General features: G+C 70.2%; 19 protein-coding genes. 11 read left to right on the plus strand and 8 right to left on the minus strand.

From position 1 onward, the window contains the following. Positions 1-102: 102 nt before the first annotated feature. Entirely contained in the window at positions 103-690 is a 588-nt protein-coding gene (locus ACGFNN_RS17720) for a TetR family transcriptional regulator (protein WP_393556816.1), read from the plus strand. On the opposite strand, the gene ACGFNN_RS17725 is transcribed toward ACGFNN_RS17720, so the two are convergent. Further along, complete coding sequence (locus ACGFNN_RS17725; RefSeq protein WP_393556818.1) at positions 675-1,790, minus strand: ScbA/BarX family gamma-butyrolactone biosynthesis protein; 1,116 nt, start codon at positions 1,788-1,790, stop codon at positions 675-677. The genes ACGFNN_RS17720 and ACGFNN_RS17725 overlap by 16 nt on opposite strands. Before the next feature lie 162 nt (positions 1,791-1,952). Between ACGFNN_RS17725 and ACGFNN_RS17730 the strand changes: the two genes are divergently transcribed. Both ACGFNN_RS17730 and ACGFNN_RS17735 read left to right on the plus strand, forming a co-directional pair. Beyond that, positions 1,953-2,615 (plus strand): ScbR family autoregulator-binding transcription factor, encoded by a 663-nt coding sequence (locus ACGFNN_RS17730; protein ID WP_393556819.1) that lies wholly within the window; start codon positions 1,953-1,955, stop codon positions 2,613-2,615. Between the two features lie 213 nt (positions 2,616-2,828). Further along, positions 2,829-4,187, plus strand: coding sequence for a glycoside hydrolase family 5 protein (locus ACGFNN_RS17735; protein WP_393556821.1), 1,359 nt, complete (start codon positions 2,829-2,831; stop codon positions 4,185-4,187). A gap of 131 nt (positions 4,188-4,318) precedes the next feature. Here the strand turns inward: ACGFNN_RS17735 and ACGFNN_RS17740 are convergent, their stop codons facing one another. After that, positions 4,319-6,457: a SpoIIE family protein phosphatase gene (locus ACGFNN_RS17740; RefSeq protein ID WP_393556823.1), complete on the minus strand. Its 2,139-nt coding sequence runs from the start codon at positions 6,455-6,457 to the stop codon at positions 4,319-4,321. A 178-nt stretch (positions 6,458-6,635) separates the two neighbouring features. Here ACGFNN_RS17740 and ACGFNN_RS17745 point away from each other — a divergent pair, with 178 nt between their 5' ends. The 8 genes from ACGFNN_RS17745 to ACGFNN_RS17780 all read left to right on the plus strand — a co-directional run bounded on the left by ACGFNN_RS17745 (position 6,636) and on the right by ACGFNN_RS17780 (position 17,313). Further along, positions 6,636-7,571, plus strand: a complete 936-nt coding sequence (locus ACGFNN_RS17745) for a sugar phosphate isomerase/epimerase family protein (RefSeq protein ID WP_393556825.1) — start codon at positions 6,636-6,638, stop codon at positions 7,569-7,571. A gap of 117 nt (positions 7,572-7,688) precedes the next feature. Beyond that, positions 7,689-9,404, plus strand: a complete 1,716-nt coding sequence (locus ACGFNN_RS17750) for a dihydroxyacetone kinase family protein (RefSeq protein WP_393556827.1) — start codon at positions 7,689-7,691, stop codon at positions 9,402-9,404. A gap of 37 nt (positions 9,405-9,441) precedes the next feature. Beyond that, complete coding sequence (locus tag ACGFNN_RS17755) at positions 9,442-9,951, plus strand: ribose-5-phosphate isomerase (protein ID WP_393556829.1); 510 nt, start codon at positions 9,442-9,444, stop codon at positions 9,949-9,951. Positions 9,952-10,029: 78 nt separating this feature from the next. Next, a complete protein-coding gene (locus tag ACGFNN_RS17760; RefSeq protein WP_393556831.1) occupies positions 10,030-11,454 on the plus strand; it encodes a gluconate:H+ symporter in 1,425 nt (474 codons plus the stop codon). A 109-nt stretch (positions 11,455-11,563) separates the two neighbouring features. Further along, positions 11,564-12,487: an NAD(P)-dependent oxidoreductase gene (locus ACGFNN_RS17765; protein ID WP_393556833.1), complete on the plus strand. Its 924-nt coding sequence runs from the start codon at positions 11,564-11,566 to the stop codon at positions 12,485-12,487. Between the two features lie 89 nt (positions 12,488-12,576). Continuing rightward, a complete protein-coding gene (locus ACGFNN_RS17770) occupies positions 12,577-13,257 on the plus strand; it encodes a GntR family transcriptional regulator (protein ID WP_393556835.1) in 681 nt (226 codons plus the stop codon). Between the two features lie 371 nt (positions 13,258-13,628). After that, entirely contained in the window at positions 13,629-15,947 is a 2,319-nt protein-coding gene (locus ACGFNN_RS17775; protein WP_393556837.1) for a glycoside hydrolase family 3 N-terminal domain-containing protein, read from the plus strand. Between the two features lie 73 nt (positions 15,948-16,020). Then, the gene (locus ACGFNN_RS17780) at positions 16,021-17,313 is read left to right on the plus strand and encodes an MFS transporter (protein WP_393556839.1); all 1,293 of its coding nucleotides are present in this window, start codon (positions 16,021-16,023) and stop codon (positions 17,311-17,313) included. A 78-nt stretch (positions 17,314-17,391) separates the two neighbouring features. Here the strand turns inward: ACGFNN_RS17780 and pssA are convergent, their stop codons facing one another. The 6 genes from pssA to ACGFNN_RS17810 form a co-directional block, all read right to left on the minus strand. Continuing rightward, positions 17,392-18,246: a CDP-diacylglycerol--serine O-phosphatidyltransferase gene (pssA, locus tag ACGFNN_RS17785; protein ID WP_362544661.1), complete on the minus strand. Its 855-nt coding sequence runs from the start codon at positions 18,244-18,246 to the stop codon at positions 17,392-17,394. Further along, positions 18,233-18,880, minus strand: a complete 648-nt coding sequence (locus tag ACGFNN_RS17790; protein ID WP_393556841.1) for a phosphatidylserine decarboxylase — start codon at positions 18,878-18,880, stop codon at positions 18,233-18,235. The genes pssA and ACGFNN_RS17790 overlap by 14 nt, the downstream gene beginning before the upstream one ends. Before the next feature lie 183 nt (positions 18,881-19,063). Continuing rightward, positions 19,064-20,269 (minus strand): acyl-CoA dehydrogenase family protein, encoded by a 1,206-nt coding sequence (locus tag ACGFNN_RS17795; protein ID WP_393556843.1) that lies wholly within the window; start codon positions 20,267-20,269, stop codon positions 19,064-19,066. Beyond that, a complete protein-coding gene (locus tag ACGFNN_RS17800; RefSeq protein ID WP_393556845.1) occupies positions 20,266-20,799 on the minus strand; it encodes a MaoC family dehydratase in 534 nt (177 codons plus the stop codon). The genes ACGFNN_RS17795 and ACGFNN_RS17800 overlap by 4 nt, the downstream gene beginning before the upstream one ends. 1 nt (position 20,800) lies before the next feature. After that, positions 20,801-21,766 carry a CoA ester lyase gene (locus tag ACGFNN_RS17805; protein WP_362544649.1) on the minus strand — a complete coding sequence of 322 codons (966 nt, stop codon included), beginning with the start codon at positions 21,764-21,766 and terminating at the stop codon, positions 20,801-20,803. Further along, positions 21,763-23,775 carry a protein meaA gene (locus ACGFNN_RS17810; protein WP_393556847.1) on the minus strand — a complete coding sequence of 671 codons (2,013 nt, stop codon included), beginning with the start codon at positions 23,773-23,775 and terminating at the stop codon, positions 21,763-21,765. The genes ACGFNN_RS17805 and ACGFNN_RS17810 overlap by 4 nt, the downstream gene beginning before the upstream one ends. Positions 23,776-23,780 lie beyond the last annotated feature (5 nt).

Raw genomic sequence — 23,780 nt, forward strand, 5'->3', positions numbered from 1 at the left:
GCTGCGTGTCCCCCGGATTCTGCTGCCGATGTGCAATGAACATTCGTGAGAGAAGGTATTTTATGTAAGATGGTCGTTCTCCAGGTCTGCGGAGGTAATGGAATGGCGAAGCAGGAGCGTTCTCGGCGTACCTACGAGCAGTTCCTGGACGCTGCCGCGGAGGAGTTCGCCCGGTACGGCTACTCGGACGCCAACCTGCAACGTGTGGTCGACCGGACGTCCCTGACGAAGGGTGCCCTCTACGGGCACTTCGCGCGGAAGGAAGACCTGGCTGAAGCGCTGAGCGGTCATCTGTCGGCGTTCCTGGAAGAGCTGGGTGAGCGCGGCACAGGGTGGGGTCCGGCCGAGCTGCGCTCGCTGACGGTGGAGTTCGCGCGCGAGGTGGAGGCCGAACCGCGGGTCAACGCGGGGCTGCGCCTCATGCTCGACGCCGCGCAGACGCAGCCGGGGGTGCCCGGCCGTCTGCGGTGGCCACCGGGTTCCGTGAGGCCCGTCTCGCCGGCTGCCGCGGCAGCCGGCGAGACGCACCCCGGGACCGCCGACGGAGCGGCGGACCTGGCCCTCGTCATCCTGGTGGGCGCTTACGTCACTGCCTCCGCCACGGACCGGAAAGGCCTGGCCGAACGTGTGGCCGCCCTCTGGGACGCCGTTTCGGCCGCATCGGGAGGCGCGGGTCAGGCCGGGCCGTGACCGGAGACCGCCACCCCGGCGGCGAGCTCCCCCTGGGCGGTGGGCGGGTAGGTCCAGGTGGAGAGGCAGGTGGCCAGAACGGTGCCGTTCTGGACCGCCTCGAGGGTCAGCGTGCCGGACGTGCCCGGGCCTTCGCACGGCTGCCGCCCGGACACCACCAGGGCGATCGGCGCGTCGAGTTCGCCGAAGGCCCGGCAGTCGACCGACATCCCGGTCAGCACGCTCTCGCCGTCCGTGGCCGGCGCGTGTGCCGCCGCGTGCCCGGCGTGCCCGGCGTTCCCGTTGAGCAGGAGGTGGCCGAGCTGCCGGAATCCCTCCAGCATGACCATGAGCGGGACGTGATCGCTGGGGTGGTCGAAGTAGATGGCGTGTCGGAGGTCGACCAGCAGTTGCCAGGTTCCGTCGGCGGCCAGCCCCAGAACGCTGTCCTTGGTGCGCAGCCGTCCGACGGACGACGGCGGGATCCGCGTCATCCCCATCGTGGTGGAGCCGGTGCCCGCCGACGCCGTGCCGCGCCCGCGCAAGCCCGCGTACGTACGGCCGTCGACGGCGACCGCGCTGATCTCGCCCTCGCCGCACACCTGGCCGCCTATGGTCAGCACCACCGACAGGCGCATCCCGAAGCGGCGTGGCGGACGGTCGCCCACCCGCTCCCACCGGGCGTCGAGCACCACCGGGAGCGGCGCGTCCCCGATACGCAGCAACTTCGGCCGGGTGATGCGGAATGCCGTGCCGCTGCCGACGAACCGGTGGGTGAGTGGCACCCCGTAGAAACGGTGGGCCAGGTACACGAGTGTCTGACGGACCGTCTCTGCCAGCAGCAGCGGATCGCTGATGCCGGAGGAACTCGGCGAGTACAGGGCGTGATCCCGGGGCCACTGTGCCGCCACCAGGAACCGGTCCTCCCCGGTGCGGACCGAGTCGGTGACGAACACCTCTGCGACAGCGGCACGGTGCACCATGTGCCGTGGGACGGGCTGGAGGTGGTCGAGTGCGCGCGGGGCGAAGCCGTTCGCCGGTTCACCGCCGCCCGGTCCGGGTCTGGTGCCTGTCTTCTGGAACTCGTGGCCGTCCGTGCGCTGATCAGTGCTCCGAAGCATCTCTAGTCCCCCCAGGTGGGCCAGCTGAGGCGGAGTGCCTCGGCGAGCGAGTAAGATGATACCGTTGCGAAGGTATATTTCAAGCATTCACAGGATCCGGTGGTCCGCATGCCGAGAGGTAGCGATCTCCGAACTGGTCCCGACCCACCAGGAAGGTCGCTGATGGCCACCGAGAAGAAGACCGCGGCGTCTTCCCCTGCCGCGCGCGAGGGTGACCGGGCCGGGCAGGCGTCAGGGCCCAAGCAGCAACGCGCGGTCCGCACCCGCCTGCAGGTGCTCGATGCTGCCGCGGAGGCCTTCGCCGCCCGTGGCTACCCGAGTGTGACGATCATGGACGTCGCCGAACTGGCCGGGATGACGAAGGGCGCCGTCTACTTCCACTTCGCCAACAAGGAGGCGCTTGCGCAGGAGGTGGCGGCAAGGTTCTACGAGAGGCTCGGCGCGGTCGTCGAATCGGTGCGGCAGGACGGGCTTTCGCCTCTGGACGAGGTCTCCGAGCTGCTCACGCGTACCGCCCAGGCGTTCCGTGAGGACGTGGTGGTCCAGGCCGGGGCGCGGCTGCAGATCGAGTACGCGCTCATCGGCGCCGACCTGCCCGCACCGTTCACGGGGTACACGGAAGCTCTGTGTGTGAGCTTCCGCCGGGCGCGGGCCGCGGGTCTTCTCGCCCCCGGAGCCAATCCCGAAGTGCTCAGCCGGGTGCTCGCGGCGGCTTTCTTCGGTGCTCAGCACATCTCCTGGATCCAGCGGGGTCGTGCGGACCTGGGGGTCCGCGTCCAGGAGTTGCTCTCCACGCTCATTCCCCGGGTCGAGGCGCTTCCCTGAGTGCTGCGGGGGAGGCGTCCGGGGGCGGGTGGAGGCGGGTGGGCTGTCCCGCCTCCACGGTCATGAGTGGGGCTGTCGGCCGTGGCGCCTTCAAGAAGTGAAGTTTGACATGTTCATTGACATGCCGACCGTGGTGCTGGCTTCATGTGGGCAATGCATGGGAGCGCTCCCAAGCGTCTCTGTCCACTCAACCCCCGTGAAGGGCGACGACGGATGAAGTCACCGACGAGAAAGTGGCTGGGTCCGCTCCTGGCCGCCACCATCGCGACAGCCCTGCTGACATCCCTCTCCGAACCGGTCTCCGCGCAGCCGACGGACCAGGGTGCGACGTCCGTGGCGGCTACCGCCGGTACAGGTACGGACTGGCTGCACACCGAGGGCAACCGGATCGTCGACAAGCAGGGCAACCGGGTCTGGCTCACCGGTGTCAACTGGTTCGGCTTCAACGCGACCGAGCGGGTCTTCCACGGTCTCTGGTCCGCCAACCTGGACACGATCACCCGGCAGATGGCGGAGCGCGGCATCAACATCATCCGCGTCCCGATCTCCACCCAGCTCCTGCTGGAGTGGAAGAACGGTCAGGCGGCCCCGTCCAGCGCGGTCAACACCTGGGCGAACCCCGAGCTCCAGGGGAAGACGACACTGGGGGTCTTCGACGCCTTCCTCGGAGTGGCCGAGAAGTACGGCATCAAGGTGATGCTCGACGTCCACAGCGCGGAGGCCGACAACTCCGGCCATGTGTACCCGGTGTGGTGGAAGGGGGCGATCACCACCGAGCAGTTCTACTCCGCCTGGGAGTGGGTGACCGCCCGCTACAAGGCGAACGACACCCTCGTGGCGATGGACGTCAAGAACGAGCCCCACGGCAAGCAGTCCGACAGCCCCCGCGCCAAGTGGGACGGCACCACCGACCAGGACAACTTCAAGTACACCTGCCAGACGGCCGGCAGGCGCATCCTCGCGATCAACCCGGACGTCCTCGTCATGTGCGAGGGCATCGAGATCTATCCGAAGGACGGCGCGAACTGGTCCTCCACCTCCGCGTCCGACTACCACGGCATGTGGTGGGGCGGGAACCTGCGGGGGGCGAAGGACCACCCGGTCGACCTCGGCGCCCAGCAGGACCAACTGGTGTACTCCCCGCACGACTACGGGCCGCTGGTGTACCAGCAGCCCTGGTTCGAGGGGCAGTGGGACCGCACCACGCTGGAACGCGACGTCTGGGACCCCAACTGGCTCTACCTCCACAAGGACGGCACCGCCCCGCTGTTCGTCGGTGAATGGGGAGGTCACCTGGACGGGGGGCCGAACGAGAAGTGGATGAAGGCGCTGCGCGATCTGATGGTGGAGAACGGCATCCACCACACCTTCTGGTGCCTCAACCCCAACTCCGGTGACACCGGCGGGCTGCTGGGCTACGACTGGGCGACGTGGGACGAGGCGAAGTACGCGGTGCTCAAGCCGGCGCTCTGGCAGTCGGGCGGGAAGTTCGTCGGCCTCGACCACGAGGTGAGGCTCGGAGGCGCCGCCGGCACCACCGGCATCAGCCTGGGCGATCTTTACGGGAACTGAGCCCGGCGGTAGCCCCCGCGACCGCCCTGGGGTGCCGATGAAACCCCACCGTCTCGGCACCTCAGGGCTCCTCGTCCCGCCCGCGTACGGGCGCGCGCCGTCTTCCCCGCGCGCGCCCGTACGGCGTGGTGTCAGCGGCCCGTCAGCAGGGCGCTGACGAGCAGCAGGGCGATGTCGTCGGTGCCGGGGGTGGCCTGTTTCGCGTACCGCACGAGGGTGTCGGCCACCGACTCCATGTCCTGCTCCAGGGCGAGGGCGAAATGCGCGGCCAGCTCCGCGGTCGCGTCGTCGAAGGCCACCCCCGGCGCCTCGACCAGGCCGTCCGTGAACAGGGCGAGCGCCGAGCCGGGAGGCAGCGGGACGCTCTTCGTCGGATAGCGGGACGCGGGGTCGATGCCGAGCAGCAGGCCCGGGGGCAGATCCACGACCTCGGTCTGCCCGTCGGGCTGGCGCAGCAGAGGTGGCGGATGGCCCGCGGTGGCCATGAGCGCGGAATGCCTGGCGAGGTCGAGGTGGATGTAGAGGCAGCTGGTGAACAGTCCCGGATCGAGGTCGGTGAGCAGGCGGTTCGTGCGGGCCAGCACCTCGTCGGGAGGCGCGCCCGCGGAGGCGTGCACCGCGGTGCGGACCTGCCCCATGAGCGCCGCGGCGTTCTCGTTGTGTCCCTGTACGTCGCCGATGGCCGCGACCGCTGTGTTGTCGTCGATGCGGATCAGGTCGTAGAAGTCACCGCCGATGCCCATCCCGCGTGTCGACGGGAGGTATCGGGCCGCCACGTCCAGGCCGGCGATCGAGGGCAGGGTCTGCGGCAGCAGGTGGGCCTGCAGGCTGCGGGCCAGCCGGTCCTTGGCGTCGTACAGCCGTGCGCGGTCCAGGGCCTGGGCCAGGAGGCCGGCGATCGAGGTGAGCAGGGCACGTTCCTCGGCCGCGAAGTCGTGCGGTTTGTCGTAGGCGAGGACCAGCGATCCGACCGCGTGCCCGGAGACGATCAGGGGCAGGAACGCGCAGGCTGAGACGGCCTCGCGCAGGCCCACCGACGGATAGTCGCGTTCCAGGTCGGTGAAGGTGGGATAGAAATCGGGCACTCCCGTCATGAGCACGTGCGCGGCGGGTGTGGCGGACGTCAGGGGCGCACCGTCGAACCGGTCCATGAGCGCCGGGTGGCTGCCCCGGCGGCCGTCGATCCTGAGGCGGCCCTCCACCGACATCATGACGATCAGGGTGTGGATACGGAAGGCCGGCATCAGCTGGTCCGCGGCCATGCCGACGACGTCCTGGATGCCGACGGCCTCGGTGAGTGTCGCCGCGAGGTGCATCAGGTGGTAGAGCGCCGTGGTCCGGCTGGGCACGTCCGAGATCGGCAGCAGCCGGGGTGGTGGGGTGTCCTCGGAGGGTGGACGCTCGGTCGGCAGGATGCGGACGCTGATGCCGGTGGAGTCGGGGAACAGATGGAAGGCCAGCCATCGGCCCGGAGGCCGCGCCACGGTGAACGAGGTCTGCTGGCGGCCGATGACGGCCGCCCGGTAGTGGTCCTCCACGGCCGGGTCGTTCAGCCAGGGCAGTGACACCCAGGGCAGGGTGCCAAGTACCTCTTCGGCCGTGGTCCCCAGCAGCTCCGCGGCGGTGGTGTTGAGGTAGGTGATGGAACCGTCCAGGGCGAGTGAGCAGCTCCCGCCCGGCAGCCGCTGGACGAAGCGCGCCGCCGCCGCGGCTTCGGCGGGATCGGGGCCGGGCGGCTCCGGAGGAAGCAGCACCCGCGGCTGATGGCCCGGCCGGACGCCGTAGCCGCTGCTCTCGGCCTGCTGAAGGAGCATGCCGATGCCGTGGCACGCACCCACCATCGAGGCGCGCTCCCCGGGGGACAGCTCGGTGGAGTGGGAGCCCGGCCACAGCAGCACCAGCCCGCCCAGGTCGGTGCCGCCGGCCCGGATGGGCGCGGCCGCCAGCGCGAACTGGTACGGGAGGATGAGAGCCGGGCGGGGATAGCGGCGGGCCAGCTCCTCCTGGCTGCCCATCCAGATCAGGCACTTCAGGCGTACCGCGTCGGCCACCGGTATGGGGGCGGAGAGCGGTACCCGTGTCCACGGGGCGGCCAGCTGTCCCGGGACGCCCGCGAGTACGGCCAGGTGCAGCGCGTCGTCCTCGTCCTTCGGCTTCAGGTAGAGCATCGCCGTCGACGCCCCGGTCTCACGCACGACGTGGGCCACGGCGCTGTCCAGCAGCTCCGTACCCGGTCCTGTGGCAGCGAACGCGGCCGCTTGGTCCTGCACGCTCTCCAGCGTCCCCCGTGCCGTGCGGCGGCGCATCCGGGCACGGAAGGGGCAGGTCACCGAGTCCGCCCAAGGGGCTGAGAAGCGACCGGGAAGCCCGGTGCGGACGTGGTGTGGGTCACATTGACAGCCTCCAGGATTCTAGATCCTATAGGAAATAGAGAAAGGGAGCCCCGAGATGACTCACACCGCAGCAACCTGGCCGATCGCCGCAGCCCTCCTGCAGTTCCCGAACGTGGGGGCCGACGGGGTCTCCATCCAGGAGCAGACCGCCCGCCAGTGGGCTCAGACCCTGCAGGAAGTCGTGGACGCCGGGTTCACCGAGGTGGACCTCACCGACGGCTGGCTGCGGCCCGGGGATCTCGCACCCGCACGCCTCGAGGAACTGCGCAGGACGCTGGTCGAGCTCGGCCTGACGGCCCCGGCCATCTCCGCCATCCGCCGCAGTGTCATCGATCCGGTGGACGGCGACGCCAATCTCGCCTACTCGCACCGCACGATCGACGCGGCCGCCGCCCTCGGTGTCCCCCTCGTCTCGGTGGGCCTGCACCGGCCGCTCACGCCCGAGCAGCAGGCGGTGCTCTGGTTCTGGACGGTGCCGGGCCCCCAGGACCCGGTCGGCGACCGTGAGACGTGGGACAAGGCGGCCGGCCGGCTCCGCGAACTCGCCGACCACGCCGCGTCGGTGGGCGTCGAGCTCTCCCTCGAGATGTACGAGGACACCTACCTCGGCACCGCGGACTCGGCCGTCGCCCTGCTCACCGACATCGGCCGTGACAACGTCGGTCTCAACCCAGACCTCGGCAACCTCATCCGGATGCAGCGGCCGATCGAGGCATGGGAGTCGATGGTCACCAAGACGCTTCCGCACGCCAACTACTGGCACGTGAAGAGCTACTACCGCGTCGAGGACCCCGCCACGGGGACGGTCCTGACCTCACCGGCACCCATGGAATCCGGGTTCGTCAGCTACCGCCAGGCCATCCGTATCGCCCTCGCGCACGGCTACACCGGCGCGTTCTGCGTCGAGCACTACGGCGGCGACGGTCTCAGTGTGGCCGCCTCGAACCGGGACTACCTCAGGCGCATCCTGCCCCGCCGCGCGGCAGCCTGACACCCGGCACGGCGCCGCCCTGCGCCGTGAGCCGGGGCCGTCCCTTCGCGGCGTGCCCCGGCGGAACCCCGCGCCCCCGCACACCGCCCGAACCACTCCGGCAAGGAGCCCTCCGCCATGACCCGGCTTTTCGACGACCCAGAACGCTTCAGTGAGGACCAGTTGCGGGGCTTCGCCGCGGCCTACCCGCGCCATGTCGCGGTGGTGCCCGGGGGTGTCGTCCGCGCCCGGCGCCCGGAGGCGGGCAGGGTCGCGGTCGTCGTCGGGGGCGGCTCCGGGCACTACCCGGCGTTCAGCGGGCTGGTGGGCGAAGGGCTGGCGGCCGGCGCGGTGGTCGGCAACATATTCACCTCGCCCTCGGCGCGGCAGGCCGAGTCCGTCGCGCGGGCGGCGGACACGGGCGCCGGTGTCCTCCTCACGTTCGGCAACTACGCCGGCGACCGCATGAACTTCGGTATGGCCCAGGCCCGTCTGAGGGACGCCGGCATCGACACCCGCACGGTCAGGGTCACCGACGACGTGGCCAGCGCCCCTGCCGACCGGCGAGACGAACGGCGCGGCATCGCAGGGGACTTCACCGTGTTCAAGGTCGCCGGAGCCGCAGCCGAGGAGGGCCTCGACCTGGACGGCGTGGAGGCGGCGGCCCGGCACGCCAACGACCGTACGTACTCGTTCGGCATCGCCTTCGACGGCTGCACCATGCCCGGAGCCGAGGCTCCCCTCTTCACCGTTCCCGAAGGCCAGATGGCCGTCGGCCTCGGTATCCATGGCGAACCAGGCGTACGCGACGCCGACATGGCCGGTGCCGCCGACATGGCCCGCACCCTGGTGGACCGGCTGCTCGCCGAACGCCCGGAGGGGACGGGGCCACGGGTGGCAGCCGTCCTCAACGGCCTGGGCGCCACCAAGTACGAGGAACTGTTCCTCCTGTGGGGGCACGTCGCCGACGGGCTCGGCGAGGCCGGGCTCACCGTGGTGCGGCCCGAGGTCGGCGAACTCGTCACCAGCCTGGACATGGCCGCCTGTTCCCTCACCCTGATGTGGCTCGACGAGGACCTGGAGCGCTGGTGGTGTGCCGACGCGGATGCCCCTGGCTTCAGCAGGCTGCCACTCCCCGCTCCCTCGGAGCGAGATGCCGCACCGACCGCCGTGCCCTCCGAGAGGCCGGTCACCGAGGGGGACCCGGAGTCGCGTGAGGCGGCGGAGGAGACGCTGAAGGTCCTGCGCGCGCTCCGCACGGCGCTCCACTCCGCCGCCACCGAACTCGGCCGCGTCGACGCGGTGGCCGGCGACGGCGACCACGGGCGTGGCATGACCAAGGGCATCGACGCGGCCGTGCGGGCGGCGGAGGCCGCCGCGTCGCGGCAGGCGGGCGCCCGTTCGCTGCTCAGCGCCGCTGCCGACGCCTGGGCCGACGAGGCCGGCGGCACCTCAGGCGTCCTGTGGGGCGTGGCGCTGCGCGCCCTTGCCGAGAAGCTCGGCGACGAGGGGCGCGCCGACGGCGTGCGCGCCGCGGAGGGGGCACGGGCCGCCCTCGACGCGGTGACCTCGCTGGGCGGCGCGAAGCCCGGGGACAAGACGCTCGTCGACGCCCTCGCGCCCCTGGTCGACGTCTTCACCAAGGGTGTCGCACGCGGGACCGACCCCCGGAGCGCCTTCGCCGACGCCGCGGCCGCCGCCACCCAGGCGGCCGAGGACACCGCCCGGCTCACGCCCCGTCTGGGGCGCGCCCGTCCGCTCGCCGAGCGGAGTGTCGGCACCCCGGACGCCGGAGCGCTCTCCCTCGCCCTGTGCGCCCGTACCGCCGCGACCGTACTGGGCGCCGACAGCTGACCACGGCCCGTTCCATCCCACTGTCAGGACAGACGACATGACACACCCCCAGCAGCCCGCCCCGCTCCGCATCGTCATCGGTTGCGACGACGCCGGATACGCGTACAAGGAGGCGCTCAAGGCCGACCTCGAGGCCGACCCCCGGGTCGCGTCGGTCACCGACATCGGGGTCTCCGCGGACGAGCACACCGCCTACCCCCACATCGGTGTGGCCGCCGCGCGTGCGGTCGCGGACGACGAGGCCGACCGTGCCCTTCTGCTGTGCGGCACCGGACTCGGCGTCGCCATCAGCGCCAACAAGGTCCGTGGGATCCGGGCCGTCACGGCCCACGACAGCTTCTCCGTCGAACGCGCGGTGCTGAGCAACGACGCGCAGGTCCTGACCATGGGCCAGCGTGTCATCGGTCTGGAGCTCGCCCGCAGGCTCGTCCGGGAGTGGCTCGGCTACCGGTTCGACCCCGCCTCCCCGTCACACGCCAAGGTCGCGGTCCTCGACGCCTACGACAGTGCCGAGGCACCGGCCGACGATTCCGCCACCGGCTGCTGAGGCCCCACCCGGCACCCGCACGCCCGTGGCGTCGGCACCCCTGCCACCACTTACAACGACGTAAGGACGCGCCCCCGCATGTCTCCATCCGTCCTGCCAGGGACAAGTGCCCTGGCCGCCGCCACCTCGTCCTGGACCGGGCACGACACCCGGCTCATCGTCATGGTCGCCGTCGCCATCGCCGTGATCATCTCGCTGATCGCGATGTTCGACTTCCACCCGTTCATCGCCCTCATAGCGGGCTCCCTCGTCCTCGGTACGGGCACCGGGACGGAACTGGCCGCGGTCGTCGAATCGTTCGGCGCCGGAATGGGCTCGACCCTGGGGTCCACCGGCGGCCTCATCGCCCTCGGGGCGATCCTCGGGAAACTGCTGGCCGATTCAGGAGGCGTCGACAGCATCGTCGACACCATCGGTTCGCGTTCGGGGCCCCGGCTGCTCCCCTGGTCGATGGCGCTGATCGCGGCGGTCATCGGCCTGCCGATGTTCTTCGAGGTGGGGCTCGTCCTGCTCGTCCCCATCATCGTCGTGATGGCGAAGCGCACCAGTACCCCGCTGGTCCTCCTCGCGGTGCCCGCGCTCGCGGGTCTGGGCACCATGCACGCCTTCGTCCCGCCCCACCCCGGCCCGCTGGTCGCCGTCAGCGCGCTCAGCGCCGACGTCGGCACCACCCTCGGCCTGGGGCTGCTCGCGGCGATACCCACCGTGATCATCGCCGGTCCGCTCTACGGCAGGTTCATCGCGCGCCACGTACGCAGCGAGGCACCCGCCGAGCTCGTCGCCTCCCTCGTCGAGGAGGCCGACCGGGCGCGGGACACCGGCCCGGTACGCCGCGTCCCCGGCTTCGCCACGTCCGTCGGGGCGGTCGCTCTTCCGGTCGTGCTGATGCTCGCCAAGTCGGTCGCCGACATCGCGTTCCCCGGCGACGCCTGGTGGAACCACCTCCTGGACTTCCTCGGCACCCCGCTGATCGCGATGTTCGTCGCGGTGCTCTTCGCGATGACGGTCTTCGGCTACCGGCTCGGCCGCACCCGCGCCGAGGTCCGCTCGGTGGTGACGGCGGGCCTCCCCGCGGTCGCCGGCATCCTCCTCATCGTCGGCGCGGGCGGAGGCTTCAAGCAGATCATCGTGGACACCGGAGTGGCCGACGCCATCGGCAAGTTCGCCGCCCAGGCGAACATGCCGCTGCTCGTCCTCGGCTGGCTGCTCGCCGTCCTCATCCGGCTGGCCACCGGCTCGGCCACCGTCGCCACGACCGCGGCAGCGGGCATCATGGCACCGATGGTGGCGGGCACCCCGCCGGTCGAGGCCTCCCTGATCGCCCTCGCGGTGGGGGCGGGATCGCTCTTCTTCTCCCATGTCAACGACGCCGGATTCTGGCTGGCGAAGGAGTACTTCGGGATGAGCGTCTCCCAGAACATCAAGACCTGGTCCGCCCTGTCGACGATCGTCGCCGTGATGGGCCTGGCCATGTCCCTCCTCATGTACGCCGTCCTCGTCTGACGCCGGGCCGTCCCCGGCCCGGTAGGAGAACCTTGTCCCTACGGCCCTGGCGGGCCGTGATCCGCACGCGGCCCCCTCGGGGCCGTGACCCGCACGGAAGAAGCACCTGATGTCCGCACAGACCTCCGCCCCCACCACCGCCGTCCTCGGCCTCGGCGCCATGGGCCTGCCCATGGCGGCCCGTCTCGCCGGCGCCTTCCCTGTCCAGGCCTTCGACGTCTTCGGCGAGCGCAGGGACCTGGCCGCTCGGGCCGGTGCCGCCCCCGCGGCCACACCGGCCGACGCCGCGCAGGGCGCCGACGTCGTGGTCATCGCCGTACGGGACCAGGAGCAGCTGGAGTCGTGCCTGTTCGGCGGTGGCGTCGTCGAGGCCGGAGCGGCGCGGTCGCTGCGTGAGGGTGCCGTGGTGGTCGTGACCTCGACCGTGGGCGTCGACGCGGTCCAGGCCGTCGCCGCACGCCTCGCCGAGCAGGGCGTGCGTCTGGTCGACGCCCCCGTCAGCGGGGGAGCGGTGCGGGCCGGCACCGGGGAGCTGCTGATCATGGTCGGTGCGGAGGACGCGGCCATGGAGGCCGCCCGTCCGGTCCTGGAACGGCTCGGCTCAACCCTGCACGTGGTGGGACCGCGCATCGGGGACGGCCAGATCATGAAGACCGTCAACCAGCTCCTCTGCGGCATCCACACCGCGGCCGCCGCCGAGTCCCTCGCTCTTGCGCGCGCCCTCGGTATCGACCTGGACCGGGCCGTGGACGTCCTGGGGCAGGGCGCCGCCGCCTCGTTCATGCTGGCCGACCGAGGTCCGCGGATGGCCCAGCAGTACGAGGTGCAGGAAGACGGCACCGGGGGCCCGGAGCTGCGATCCCGGCTGGACATCATCCGCAAGGACATGAACATCGTGGTGTCGCTGGCCAAGAAGGCGGGGGTCGCCACCTCCGTGGCCGCGGCCGCCGATCAGCTCTACCAGCTCGCCGTCAGCCAGGGCCTGGCCGCCGAGGACGACTCGGCGCTGGTCACCCTGCTGTCGCCACGCTGAAGGGCCCCGTCCGGAGCGGGAGAGCCGTTCCGACTAGGCTGAAGCAGGTCAGCCGGTAGCGTCCGGCGTGTCACAGGGAGAGTCGAACGATGGGACCAGCCGGCAACCAGGTACGCCCTGCGGGGCTCGGCCGGACCGTCCTCATGGACGAGGCGTACGACGCGCTGCTCGCCCTGATCCTGGACGAGGGACTCGAGCCGGGGACGCCCCTGCGCATCGACACCATCGCGAAGGACTGGGGCGTCTCGCCGACGCCGCTGCGCGAGGCCCTCGCCAAACTGGAGAACACCGGTCTGGTCGTCAGGGTCCCGCACCGCGGCTACACGGTCGCTCCGCTCCTCGACGACGGCGGTTTCCGCGAACTCATGGGAGCCAGGCTGCTCATCGAGCCGTACAGCGCCCGGCAGGCCTGTGAGCGGGACGCCGTCGGCACGGCTCGTGAGCTCGCCGAGAGCCACCGGCTCATGGAGTCGGCGGCGGTGCAGCAGGTGGCGGACGACTTCCGCGCCTACCTCCAGGCAGACTCGGCCTTCCACGCCACGATCGCGCGGGCCGCGGGCAACCGCTTCCTCAGTGCGGCGATCGACCCGCTCGGCGCGCACATCCAGCGCTTCCGTCGTTTCACCGGCGGCCGCGTCAGCGACACGGAGGAGGCGCTCGCCGAACACGCCGCCGTTCTCCGGGCGTTCGAGGCGGAGGACGCGGAAGGCTGCGAAGCCGCGATGCGCGCACACCTCGAAGGAGTGGCGCACCGGGCGTTCGGTCACTGACACCCGCGCCGCCGCGTCCCACCCCGACGCCCCGAGGGCGTCGTCGGGCCGTCCCAGGAGTCACGCACGCCGGACGGCGCCCGGCGTGCGCGGGACCGCCTCCGACACCTGCGGCGCGGGCTGCCGTACCGCTGCCGGGCCCGCCCATGAGCGGCTGCGGTCTGCCCCGAGCAGACACCGCAGCCGCTCACCGGCATGCCCGGAATCATTGATTCCGATTGATTGAGATCTCCACTCACAACCCCTTGACCTGGATCTTTTCTGCCGTGCATGCTGCTCACGCCTTTTTGTCAATGGTGTGAACTTATCCGTCGGGCCGCCCCTGATTCCTCTCGCGGGACTCAGCCGCGCCCCCCGGGAGCAGGAGATCCATGAAGCACTGGAACGACCCCTCACTCGGAGCCGACGCACGCGTAGCGGCCCTCATGGCCGAGATGACCCCGGCCGAGAAGCTCGCCCAACTCGGCAGCTACTGGTCCAAGTCCAACGTGGGCAGTGGTGACGCCAGGGTCGCGCCCATCGAGGAGGCGCTCGCAGCCCGGTCGGGTGAGTCCGAGGCGCTCGCCCACGGCATCGGCCACCTCACGCGCCCCTACGGCACCCGGCCGCTCACCCCCGACGAGGGCAGGGCCGAACTCGTCCGCGTACAGAGGCTGCTGACCGAGCGGACCCGACTGGGCATCCCCGCCATCGCGCACGACGAGTGCCTCACCGGGTTCGCCGCCTTCGGTGCCACCGTCTACCCGACGCCACTCGCCTGGGCGGCGACCTTCGACACCGCCCTGGTCGAGCGGATGGGCGCGGCCATCGGCCGCGACATGGCCTCCGTCGGCGTCCACCAGGGACTCGCCCCGGTCCTCGACGTCGTACGCGACTACCGCTGGGGCCGTGTCGAGGAAACCCTGGGGGAGGACCCGTACCTGACCGGCCTCATCGGCACCGCCTATGTGCGCGGCATCCAGTCCGAAGGCGTCGTCGCGACCCTGAAGCACTTCGCGGGACACGCCGCTTCGCGCGGCGCTCGGAACCACGCACCCGTCTCCATCGGCCCCCGTGAGATGGCCGACGTGATCCTGCCGCCCTTCGAGATGGCCGTACGGGAAGGGGCCGTCGGCTCGGTGATGAACACCTACACCGACCAGGACGGTGTTCCCGCATGCGCCGACGAACACCTCCTGACGACGGTGCTGCGCGAGCAGTGGGGCTTCGAAGGGACGGTGGTCTCCGACTACGGCTCGATCGCCTTCCTCCACACCATGCACCGGGTCGCCGCCGGTGAGGGGGACGCCGCCCGGGTGGCACTGCGCGCGGGCATGGACGTCGAACTGCCCAACACCCGTTGCTACGGCGCCCCCATCGCCCAGGAGATCGGCGCCGGCCGGGTCCCTCCCGAACTGGTGGACCGCGCCGTCGAGAGGGTGCTGCGCCAGAAGCTCGCCCTCGGCCTGCTCGACGCCGGATACAGCCCGGAGGATGACGCGGGCACGGGCACACCCGTCGACCTCGACTCCCCGTACAACCGCGCACTCGCCAGGACCGTCGCCGAGCGCTCCGTCGTCCTGCTGGCCAACGAGGGCGGCGCGCTGCCCTTCGACCCCGCCCGGACACCGGAGATCGCCCTGATCGGCCCCGGCGCCGACGATTCCGGCACCTTCCTGGGCTGCTACTCCTTCCCCAACCACGTCCTGCCGAAGCACCCCGGCCACCCCGCCGGACTCGCCCTGCCCAGCCTCCGTGAGGCCCTGACCGCCGAACTGCCGGACGTCACCTTCACCTATGAGCAGGGCTGCGCCGTCAGCGGGGAGGACGCGTCCGGCCTGCCGGCCGCGGTGCGGGCCGCCCGCGGCGCGGACCTCGCCCTGGTGGTGGTCGGCGACCGCTCCGGGATGTTCGGCAACGGCACCTCGGGTGAGGGCTGCGACGCACCCGACCTCGCGCTTCCCGGTGTGCAGGAGCGGCTCGTCGAGGAGGTGCTCGCCACGGGTGTCCCGGTCGTCCTGCTCGTCGTCTCCGGCCGCCCCTACGCCCTCGGTGCGTTCGCCGACCGCTGCGCCGCGGTCGTCCAGTCGTTCATGCCCGGGGAGGAGGGTGGTCCGGCGCTCGCGGGGATCCTGTCCGGCAGGACCAACCCGAGCGGCAAGCTGCCCGTACAGATCCCGGCCGCGCCCGGAGCCGGCCCGGGGACCTACCTCAACCCGCCGCTCGGCCGCCACAGCCAGGGCATCAGCGTCCTCGACAACACTCCGCTGTACCCCTTCGGACACGGCATCTCCTACACCACGTTCGGCTACGAGGACCTGCGCGTCGCCGACGCCGGGCGCGTCCCCACCGACGGCTTCGTCGATGTGTCCTGCCTCGTGCGCAACACCGGGGACCGGCCGGGGCGCGAGACCGTCCAGCTGTACTACGACGATCCGGTGGCGCAGGTCGCACGCCCCACCCAGCAGCTCGTCGCCTTCGGTTCCGTCGAACTGGAGCCCGGCGAGGCCGCCCGCGTGGCCTTCCGTGTGCACGCCGATCAGACCTCGTACACCAAGGACGCCTCCGGCGACGGACAGCGCGTGGTCGACCCGGGCGCCCTCACCTTCATGCTCGGCTCCTCCAGCGGCGACATCCGGCTGAGCGCCGGGGTCGAGCTCACCGGCCCCGAACGCCGGGTCGGGGCCACCCGGCACCTCCGCCACTCCTGACCGCTCGCACCTCCGCTCACTTCCTCCCCCAAGCGTTTCCCTCGCCCGTCCCCTCGACAGGAAGCAGCTCCCCATGACCACGGACACCCTCGGTCGCACGAACGGCACTCCGCCACCCGATGGGCCGGACACCGGCGGCCCGGCGGTGAAGAACCCGCGTCCCCGGCTCGTCGTCGGCATGGCCGCGGGGCAGCTGGGCCTCTTCCTCGCCCTTCTGACCCCCATCCTGGTCAGTCTCCAGCTCAAGGTGCAGTCGGTGGTGCCCGAGAGCGACCAGGTGACCGCGCTCGGCATCATCACCACGACCGGCTCGGTCGCCGCGATGCTGGCGAACCCGTTCTTCGGCCGGCTCAGCGACCGCACCACCAGCCGGTTCGGCCGCCGCAGGCCGTGGCTGGTGCTCGGCATGGTCGGGCTCCTCGCCGGGCTGATGATCATCGCCACGGCGGACGGCGTCGCCGTCATGACCCTGGGCTTCGTCCTCGCCTCCGCGTCGGCCAACGCCGCCCTGGCGGCCTTCGTCGCGACGGTCGCCGACAACGTCCCCGAAGCGAGGCGGGGCAGGATCAGCGGGCTGCTGGGCATCATGCAGAACCTGGCACCCACCGCGGGTACCTGGATCGCCCGGTACTTCTCCGACCAGATCCTGCTGCTCTTCCTGGTCCCCAGCGTCGTGGGCATCGTCCTGGTCCTCGGCTACGTACTGGTACTGCCGGACCAGCCGCTGACCGAGAAGCCCGCGCGTGAGGGGTTCAAGGCGGTCCTGCACACCTACTGGGTCAGCCCCAAGGAGCACCCCGACTTCGCGTGGGCCTTCCTCTCCCGCTTCCTGCTCACCCTCGCCAACTGGATGTTCACCACGTTCCGCCTGATCTACCTCCAGCACGAGATGCGGCTCACCGCCGCGGAGGCGACCGAGACCCTCGCCACCGGGGTGCTGATCTACGGACTGTGCGTGATGGGCTCAGCCCAGGCCGCGGGCTGGCTCTCGGACCGCCTCGGGCGCCGGAAGCCCTTCATCGCGGTGGCCGCCGTACTCTTCGGCGCCGGCATGCTGGTCCTCAGCGGCTCCGACACCATCGCCCTCTTCTACTGCGCCGAGATAGTCCTGGGACTCGGCTTCGGCACGTACCTCGGTGTGGACCTCGCCCTGGTCATCGATGTGCTGCCGGACCCGGAGAACCCCTCCAAGGACCTCGGCATCTTCAACATCGCGATGTCCGCCCCACAGATCTTCGCCCCCGCCCTCGGGGCCCTGCTCATCTCGGTGGGCGGCGGTCACAACTACTCGATCCTGCTGATAGCCGCGTCCCTGGTGTGCCTCGGCGGGGCGCTGGCCATCCTGCCCGTACGCAAGGTGCGCTGAACCGCCCGCCCACGCGAGAAGGGCCCGGATGCTGGGGAGCATCCGGGCCCTTCTTCTTGTCCTGCCTGTCACACGTGGTTACGGGAGCTGCGCCGCCCGTGCCTCACGCCGGTTGTCGCGGAACGTGTTCACCCGGCGCGCCGTGGCGAAGAGCGGGATCACCGCGCCCAGGACGACCTGGAGGGCGCACCCGGTCTGCAGCAGCAGCTGACCGCCGGGGGCGTCGAACGCCCAGGCCGCCAGAAGCCCCATCGCCGCGACGATCCAGCTGAGCATCGCCACCGCGAGGACCCCGCGCGGCTTCGGGTACTCGACCCGGCTGACCATGAGCCAGGCCACTCCGATGATCGCGAGCAGCGTCGGCACGAAGGGCAGCTCCAGGAGCACGATCGAGACGACCGTCAGCGCTCCGAAGGGGCTCGGCATGCCCTGGAACATGCCGTCCTTCAAGGTCACGCACGAGAAGCGCGCAAGCCTGAGCACCACCGCCAGCAGCACCACGATCGCCGCGAGCGCCGACACCCGCTGGTGCGCGTCGTCCGCGACCATGCCGTACACCAGCACGAAGTACGCCGGTGCCAGGCCGAAGCTGATCAGGTCGGAGAGGTTGTCCAGCTCCGCCCCCATCGGCGAGGAGCGCAGCTTGCGCGCCACGAGGCCGTCGAAGAGGTCGAACACGGCTGCCATGAGCATCAGGATCACAGCGGTCGCCGCGGAATGCCTGGCCATGCCGGACTCGTCGCTGCCCGTGAGGTGCGGGATGAGGATGCCCGTGGTGGTGAAGTACACCGCCATGAATCCGCACGTGGCGTTGCCGAGTGTGAGCGTGTCCGCTATCGACAGCCGCATGGAGAGCGGCATGTCCTCCGCGTCGTCCTGCTCGTCGGCCTCGGGAACCCAGCTCGCCTGGGTCTCGGGATCAATCACGGTCAATTCGAGTCACCCCCGCGGTGGTGGCCTGGCCGACCTCGACCGCGACGTCGACACCTTCCGGAAGGTAGATGTCCACGCGCGAGCCGAAGCGGATCAGGCCGATGCGTTCGCCCTGCTCGACCTTGGTGCCCTGCGGGATGTAGGGCACGATGCGACGGGCGACGGCGCCGGCGATCTGCACCATCTCGATGTCGCCGAGCTCGGTGTCGAAGTGCCAGACAACGCGCTCGTTGTTCTCGCTCTCCTTGTTGAACGCCGGGACGAACCCACCGGGGATGTGCTCGACCGAGGTCACGGTGCCGGCCAGGGGGGCCCGGTTGACGTGGACGTTCAGCGGGCTCATGAAGATCGCGACGCGGGTGCGTCCGTCCTTCCACGGCATGATGCTCTGCACCACGCCGTCGGCCGGCGAGATGACGCGGCCCTGGGTGATCTCGCGCTCGGGGTCGCGGAAGAACCACAGCATGCCCGCCGCGAGCGCGGTGGTGGGCACGGCCACGGCGGCCCAGCGTCCGGACCTGCGGGCCCGGGCGAGGCTGAGCGCCGCGGTGGCGACGGTCGGGAGGAGCCACGGCGAAGCTCCGCGCGCAAGGCGGACTCCGCCGCGGGGTGCAGAGTTTTGGCTGTCGGGCATGGATGACCTTCGTAGCGGATGATGCCGCGCTGGCAACGGGGGGACGGCGGCTTTTCCCGCGATGCTATCGGGTGCGAGCGGCAACTGGGCAAGCCAGCAGCCGAGTCGGACAGCTGAAAGGCTCCGCACGGGGGTGACCGGGTGTGATCTTCTTCGCCACCAAATCACCTCGTAAGGGACATTTCAGCCCTGGAGCCGGTACTCCTCGAGCAGCCGGCGACCGATGATCATTTTCTGGATCTCGGCGGTACCTTCACCGATCAGCAGCATCGGGGCCTCGCGGTAGAGGCGCTCGATCTCGTACTCCTTGGAGAAGCCGTAGCCGCCATGGATACGGAAGGCGTCCTCGACGACTTCCTTGCAGTACTCGGAGGCGAGGTACTTCGCCATCCCTGCCTCCAGGTCGTTCCGCTCCCCGGAGTCCTTTTTGCGTGCCGCGTTCACCATCATCGCATGGGCGGCTTCGACCTTGGTGGCCATTTCAGCCAGTTTGAACTGGATCGCCTGGTGCTGGGCGATCGCTTTTCCGAAGGTCTGACGCTGCTGGGCGTACGACACGCCGAGTTCGAACGCACGTTGTGCGACACCGCAGCCACGTGCGGCTACATTCACCCGCCCCACCTCGACGCCGTCCATCATTTGGTAAAAACCCCGGCCGGTCGTGCCGCCCAGGACACGATTGGCCGGAATGCGTAGTCCGTCCATGATGAGCTCGGTCGTGTCGACGCCCTTGTAACCCATCTTGTCGATCTTCCCCGGGATCGTGAGGCCGGGGCGGACCTCGCCGAATCCCGCCTCCTTCTCGACGAGGAAGGTCGTCATGGACTTGTGCGGCGCCGTTCCCTCCGGGTGGCCTTCGTCACTCCGGCACAGGACGGCGACCAGGGTGGACGTGCCACCGTTCGTCAGCCACATCTTCTGACCGTCGAGGACGTACTCGTCGCCCTCCTTGACACCCTTGGACGAGATCGCGGAGACGTCGGACCCCAGGGCCGGCTCGGACATCGAGAAGGCGCCGCGCACCTCACCCAGGGCCATGCGCGGAAGGAAGGTGTCCTTCTGCTCCTGGGTGCCGTGCTGCTTGAGCATGTACGCCACGATGAAGTGCGTGTTGATGATGCCCGACACACTCATCCAGCCACGGGCGATCTCCTCGACGCAGAGCGCGTAGGTCAGGAGCGACTCGCCCAGGCCGCCGTACTCCTCCGGGATCATCAGCCCGAACAGGCCGAGCTCCTTGAGGCCTTCGACGATCTCCGTCGGGTACTCGTCGCGGTGCTCCAGCTGCGTCGCGACAGGGATGATCTCCTTGTCCACGAAATCCCGGACGGTGGAGAGGATCTCCTGCTGGACATCCGTCAGACCGGCGGTCTGTGCGAGTCGGCTCATGGCTGCTTCTCCACGTTCTTGCTCGACGGCTGATCGAACTCCGGGCGGCCGGGCTGCTCTCCGCCGCGCTCCTTGATGTACGTCTCTGTGGGCACCATCACCTTGCGGCGGAACACGCAGACGAGCGTGCCGTCCTGCTTGTAGCCCTTCGTCTCGACGTACACGATGCCCCGGTCGTTCTTGGACCTCGACGGCGTCTTGTCGAGCACGGTCGTCTCGCCGTAGATGGTGTCGCCGTGGAAGGTCGGGGCCACGTGCTTCAGCGACTCCACCTCCAGGTTGGCGATGGCCTTCCCGGAGACGTCCGGCACCGACATGCCGAGCAGCAGGGAGTAGATGTAGTTGCCGACGACGACGTTCTTCTTGAAGTCCGTCGTCCGCTCGGCGTAGTTGCTGTCCATGTGCAGCGGGTGATGGTTCATGGTCAGCAGGCAGAAGAGGTGGTCGTCGTACTCCGTGACCGTCTTCCCGGGCCAGTGCTTGTAGACCGCGCCGACCTCGAACTCCTCGTACGTCCGTCCGAACTGCATGTCAGGCCTCCGGCGCTTCGAACTTGGACGTGCGCTGCATACCGGCGGCGCGGCCCTTGCCCGCGATGACCAGGGCCATCTTGCGGCTCGCCTCGTCGATCATCTCGTCCCCGAGCATCGCCGAACCCTTCTTGCCGCCCTCCTCGGAGGTGCACCAGTCGTACGCGTCGAGGATCAGCTCGGCGTGGTCGTAGTCCTCCTGGGAGGGCGAGAACACCTCGTTCGCCGCATCGACCTGACCGGGGTGCAGCACCCACTTGCCGTCGAAGCCCAGCGCCGCCGCGCGCCCGGCGACCTCGCGGTAGGCGTCCACGTCGCGGATCTGCAGGAACGGGCCGTCGATCGCCTGCAGGTCGTGCGTGCGGGCCGCCATCAGGATGCGCATCAGGATGTAGTGGTAGGCGTCGGCCGGGTAGCCGGGCGGCTGCTGGCCGACGACCAGGGTCTTCATGTTGATCGAGGCCATGAAGTCGGCCGGGCCGAAGATCAGGGTCTCCAGACGCGGAGAGGCCGAGGCGATGTCGTCGATGTTGACCAGGCCCTTGGCGTTCTCGATCTGCGCCTCGATGCCGATCCGGCCGACCTCGAAGCCCATCGTCTTCTCGATCTGGGTGAGCAGCAGGTCCAGCGCGACGACCTGCTGCGCGTCCTGGACCTTCGGCAGCATGATGCAGTCGAGGTTGGGGCCGGCGCCCTCGACGACGGTGATGACGTCGCGGTACGTCCAGTGCGTCGTCCAGTCGTTCACCCGCACGACCCGGGTCTTGCCGGTCCAGTCGCCGTTGTTGAGCGCGTCGACGATGTGGTGCCTCGCGCCCTCCTTGGCGAGCGGCGCGCAGGCGTCCTCCAGGTCCAGGAACACCTGGTCGGCGGGGAGGCCCTGGGCCTTCTCCAGGAACCGCGGGTTGGAACCCGGCACTGCCAGACAGGAGCGGCGCGGGCGCAGACGGTTCACGGGCGTGGTCATGCGGGGACCTCCAGAGGGTCGAGCTTGTTCGCTTTACGGATCTCGTCGACGATACGGCCGATGATCTCCGTGATGCCGAAGTCCTTCGGGGTGAAGACGGCGGCCACACCGGCCTCGATCAGGGCGCGCGCGTCGGCCTGCGGGATGATGCCGCCGGCGATGACAGGGATGTCCGGGGCGCCGGCCTCGCGCAGCCTCTCCAGCACGTCGGGCACCAGCTCGGCGTGCGAGCCGGAGAGGATGGACAGGCCCACGCAGTGCACGTCCTCGGCCAGTGCCGCGTCGGTGATCTGCTCGGGCGTCAGCCTGATGCCCTGGTAGACCACCTCGAAGCCGGCGTCCCGGGCGCGCACGGCGATCTGCTCCGCCCCGTTGGAGTGCCCGTCCAGTCCGGGCTTGCCGACCAGCAGCCGCAGCCGGCCGACCCCCAGGTCCGCCGCGGTCCGGTTCACCTTCTCGCGTACGACGGCGAGAGGGGTGCCCGGCTCGGCGGTCACCGCCACCGGCGCCGACGAGACGCCCGTCGGGGCCCGGAACTCCCCGAAGACGTCGCGAAGGGCCCACGCCCACTCCCCGGTGGTGACGCCCGCCCGGGCGCACTCGACGGTCGCCTCCATCATGTTGCCGGTGCCCGCCGCGGTCTTCTTCAGGGCCGCCAGCGCCTCCGTGGCGCGGGGCTCGTCACGGTTGTCGCGCCACTCGTGCAGGGCCTCGACGACCCGTGCCTCGTTCTCCGGATCAACCGTCATGATGGCGGCGTCCAGATCCGCTGTCAGCGGGTTGGGCTCGGTCGTCTCGTAGATGTTGACGCCGACGATCTTCTCGTCACCGGACTCGATGCGGGCGCGCCGAGCTGCGTGCGAGGAGACCAGCTCCGACTTGAGATAGCCGGACTCGACGGCGGCCATCGCGCCGCCCATCTGCTGGATGCGGTCGATCTCCGCCAGCGACTCGGTCACCAGCTCCTCGACCTTGGCCTCCACGACATGGGAGCCGGCGAAGATGTCCTCGTACTCCAGCAGGTCGCTCTCGTGCGCCAGGACCTGCTGGATGCGCAGCGACCACTGCTGGTCCCAGGGGCGCGGCAGCCCCAGGGCCTCGTTCCAGGCCGGCAGCTGCACGGCGCGTGCGCGGGCGTCCTTGGAGAGGGTGACCGCCAGCATCTCCAGCACGATCCTCTGGACGTTGTTCTCGGGCTGCGCCTCGGTCAGACCCAGGGAGTTGACCTGTACGCCGTAGCGGAACCGCCGCTGCTTGGGATTCGCGATGCCGTACCGCTCGCGAGTGACCCGGTCCCAGATGCGGCCGAAGGCGCGCATCTTGCACATCTCCTCGATGAAGCGGACACCCGCGTTCACGAAGAAGGAGATGCGGGCCACGACATCGCCGAACCGTTCCTCCGGCACCTGACCCGAGTCACGCACCGCGTCGAGCACCGCGATCGCCGTCGACATCGCGTACGCGATCTCCTGGACCGGGGTGGCTCCCGCCTCCTGCAGGTGGTAGCTGCAGATGTTGATCGGGTTCCACTTCGGGATGTGGTTGACCGTGTAGGTGATCATGTCGGTGGTCAGCCGCAGCGAGGGCCCGGGCGGGAAGACGTGCGTCCCCCGGGACAGGTACTCCTTGACGATGTCGTTCTGTGTCGTGCCCTGGAGCCGTCCCGGATCCGCACCCTGTTCCTCGGCGACCACCTGGTAGAGCGCCAGCAGCCACATCGCGGTGGCGTTGATCGTCATCGAGGTGTTCATCTGCTCCAGGGGGATCTCCTGGAACAGCCGGCGCATGTCACCGAGGTGCGAGACGGGCACGCCGACGCGGCCCACCTCGCCGCGGGCGAGCACGTGGTCGGGGTCGTAGCCGGTCTGCGTGGGCAGATCGAAGGCGACCGACAGACCCGTCTGGCCCTTGGCGAGGTTGCGCCGGTAGAGCTCGTTGGACGCCTCGGCCGTCGAGTGGCCGGCGTACGTCCGCATGAGCCACGGGCGGTCCTTCTGACGTTCGGTCATGGTGG

Origin of the sequence: Streptomyces sp. NPDC048590 (assembly GCF_043199535.1) — a bacterium.
Classification (GTDB): domain Bacteria; phylum Actinomycetota; class Actinomycetes; order Streptomycetales; family Streptomycetaceae; genus Streptomyces.